The 3,180-nt window shown below is 46.9% G+C and carries 2 protein-coding genes; both read right to left on the reverse strand.

The features are described from left to right. Positions 1-394 precede the first annotated feature (394 nt). Entirely contained in the window at positions 395-1,960 is a 1,566-nt protein-coding gene (locus F7D73_RS02940; protein WP_153122215.1) for an ATP-binding protein, read from the reverse strand. 84 nt (positions 1,961-2,044) lie between these two features. Beyond that, a complete protein-coding gene (locus F7D73_RS02945; RefSeq protein WP_153122216.1) occupies positions 2,045-2,992 on the reverse strand; it encodes an Rpn family recombination-promoting nuclease/putative transposase in 948 nt (315 codons plus the stop codon). Between the last annotated feature and the right edge of the window lie 188 nt (positions 2,993-3,180).

Consider the following 3,180-nt stretch of genomic DNA (forward strand, 5'->3'; position numbering starts at 1 on the left):
TGTTTTTGCCCCACCTGTCCCTCCCCTGCGGGAGGGTCCTTAATCCCTAACCAAGCCTTTCCCTTAACCATTAAGGGAAAGGATGTAACCGCCCTCCGGTGCTCAGAACCGCTTCGCTCTAAGGTTGGCGGGGCATCAAAGCCCTCGCCATATTTTGCGGGATGGGACCGCCTGGGGAACTTTTAAAGGTAAAAGAGTAAAAGGGTAAAAAGGTAAAAAATCTGCGTCATCTGCGAATTGAAAATCGGCGGCCGAAGGGAAAGCCAAATCTGCGTGACTTTTAAAGGTAAAAGAAAAAATCTGTGTGAATCTGTGAAATCTGTGGGACTAAGAAGAGTAAATCTGTGCGTCATCCGAAGAATAATTCATCCGATGAAATAAATCATCCGATGAATTATTCTTCCTTGATCTTCCATTCGCTGATGGTGCGTTGGGTGCTGTCGAAGCTGATGCCGATTTTTACCAGGCGCTTGCCCTCTGAATGATATGGGAGCATGTAGCCCTTCTCATCTATCTGCGCCAATGCCTCCTCGGCACTCTTGTCTACCTTCAACTCAAAGACGTAGATGGTGTCGGGCATGTGCATCACGGCATCAGCCCTGCCTATCGCACTCTTCACCTCCGTTTGAATATAAATATTCAGGAAACTGAACATCAGATAGAAAATGGTCTGATAATGCTTCTCACTATGATTCTCCAGGTCGTATGGAATCGTTGCCAGATAGGTACGCATGTGCTCCAGTGCTGCCTCGATATCATTGCGGTAAACCGCCTTGCTGAACCCCAACAGGAAGGCATCATTGTCGGAACGGCGAGGATTCACATAATGGGGAATCAGAGAATTGAGCAAGCCGTTACGTACCTCCCTGTTCGGGATGCCTAAAGTATATTCCTGAAACATCGGATTATACTTCTTGATGGTCAGATATCCGCTCTGATAAAGCAATGGCAGGGCATCGGTCATCTCCTCCGTTGATTGGTCGAAGGAGTTCAGTACCGCCTCCTGACTCTCCAGTGTAGCCAGATTGACGTGATACTTATCCAGCAGTTTCAGGAGGAAAGATGGTGTGCCGGAACCAAACCAATATGGAGCAATCTTGCCTGCATTCAAAGCCTTCACCAGACTGAATGGGTTGAAGATATCTTCTGATTTTTCACTGAAATGATAGCCGTCGTAGAATCTTGTCAGTTCTGCCAGGCATTCCTCGTACGTCATGCCAAGGGCTTCACCCAGCGCTGCCACATCCGGTTTCATCTGGGTGGTAAGCTCTGTCTTGCTGATGCCGCAGATGGCGGAATACTGCTTGTATAGACTGATATTATCGAGGTTGTTGAGTCCGCTGAATATGCTAGACTGAGGAAACTTGGTGATACCAGTGATAAAGGTGAACTCCAGGTATGGGTCGAGCATTTTTAAAGGGCAGTAGAAGTTCTGCATGATGCGACGGAGGGGTTGCTGATTCTCCTTCTCGTGCACCACGTCCAGCAGAGGGGCATCATATTCGTCGATGATGACCGCCACCTTTTCTCCCGTCTTCTCGTAAGCTCGCTTCACCAGTTCTATCAAGCGGAGATTGGCATCCACCAGATGCGTCTTATATCCCCATTTTGTCTCCTGCTCTTCAAGCATATCAGCCAGGCATCTTTCCAGCTGCTCCACGCTCATGTGCTTGGCACCGCTCAGGTCGAAATGGAGCACAGGGTGCTTCACCCATTCCTTCTCGTAATCAGCAATGGCCAATCCCTCGAAGAGTTCCTTTCTTCCCTCGAAATAAGCCTGGAGGGTAGAGGCAAAGAGCGACTTGCCGAATCGTCTTGGACGACTCAGAAAGATATACTTCATCTTCTTCTCCCGAAAATCCACGATGTATTGGGTCTTGTCCACATAGAGATAATTGCCCTCTCTGATAGTCGAGAATGTCTGTATTCCTACAGGATAGAAATTTACTATTTTTGCCATATTCCTACATGCTTTACGTTTTGCTCTGCTAAATTACGAAGAAAATCTGAATTAGCCAAGCATAAGTGGAAAAAGTTTGTGCCATCAGCTCTCCTTCAGCAGTTCAATCTCTTCTTCCGTCAAGCCAGTGGCTTGGGTTATTTGATCGATAGGAAGCCCAAGGGACAGAAGGTTTCGGGCGATTTCCAGACTTCGCTGGGAAATGCCTTCAGCTCTTCCTTCAGCTCGTCCTTCTTCCTTACCTTCAGCTCTTCCTTCAGCTCTTCCTTCTTCCTTACCTTCAGCTCTTCCTTCAGCTCGTCCTTCTTCCTTACCTTTCTGGTATCTGTCATCCAGGAGGGTTCTTTCAACGCTTACGGAATCCCAGAACTTGTCATAGGCTCTGAGTTCGGCATCTGTGAAGCCGGAAACTTCAAGATCTTCTACGGCTTTTCCGATCTCCGGATCATTAAGCAAATCGACAGGAATCTCCTTTGTATTGGAATTGATTTCCGTGAGGAAACGGAGCCACAGTACCATCATGCGCTTGTCCGCAATGGAATGAGGAGTGAACTTAGGGAGCTCAATGAAGGTGAAATGCAAGCCTTCAATGACCTTATTGCTGTCCTTATCATGTACGATGCGATAGTTGTGGATGAAATCTGGAGTATCATGCGCAAAGATATCATTCACAAGATTCAGGGAATATACAGGTTGGAGTTCACTGTATTTTCCTCCCTTTTTAGCCTGGCTCACATAGAGTTTGGATGCATTGAACAATACTCGCTGCTGGAATGCGTCAGACCATTCCATCTGCATTTCCACACAGAACTTCCTGCCTCTGATGTCGGTGCAGAGAACATCCACAATGGTATTCTTGCCCCCTTCGAGCTGGGGCACAAGTTCTGTAGGCAGATACTTGATTTCGTGTATCTGCTCCTCGTCGCTGAGTGGCAGGAGGGCGTTCAGGAGACTGATCAGTCTTGTGGGATGATTGCCGAATATCTTCTTGAACGTGAGGTCTGCCTTAGGATCTAAGTACTTCATAACCATCTGTTTTTAAATCTATAGCGCAAAGTTACGACTTTATTTTCAAACCTGCAAGCTTTTCGGGGACTTTTAAAGGTAAAAAAGTAAAAAATCTGCGTCATTTGCGCAATCTGCGTGACTCCACATAAAAACGCATGTAAGCGGCTCCGCGTTTATACCTTGCATAATTCAAAAAAAGCAGTAACAGCTGA

Source organism: Segatella copri (genome assembly GCF_009494395.1).
Taxonomy (GTDB): domain Bacteria; phylum Bacteroidota; class Bacteroidia; order Bacteroidales; family Bacteroidaceae; genus Prevotella.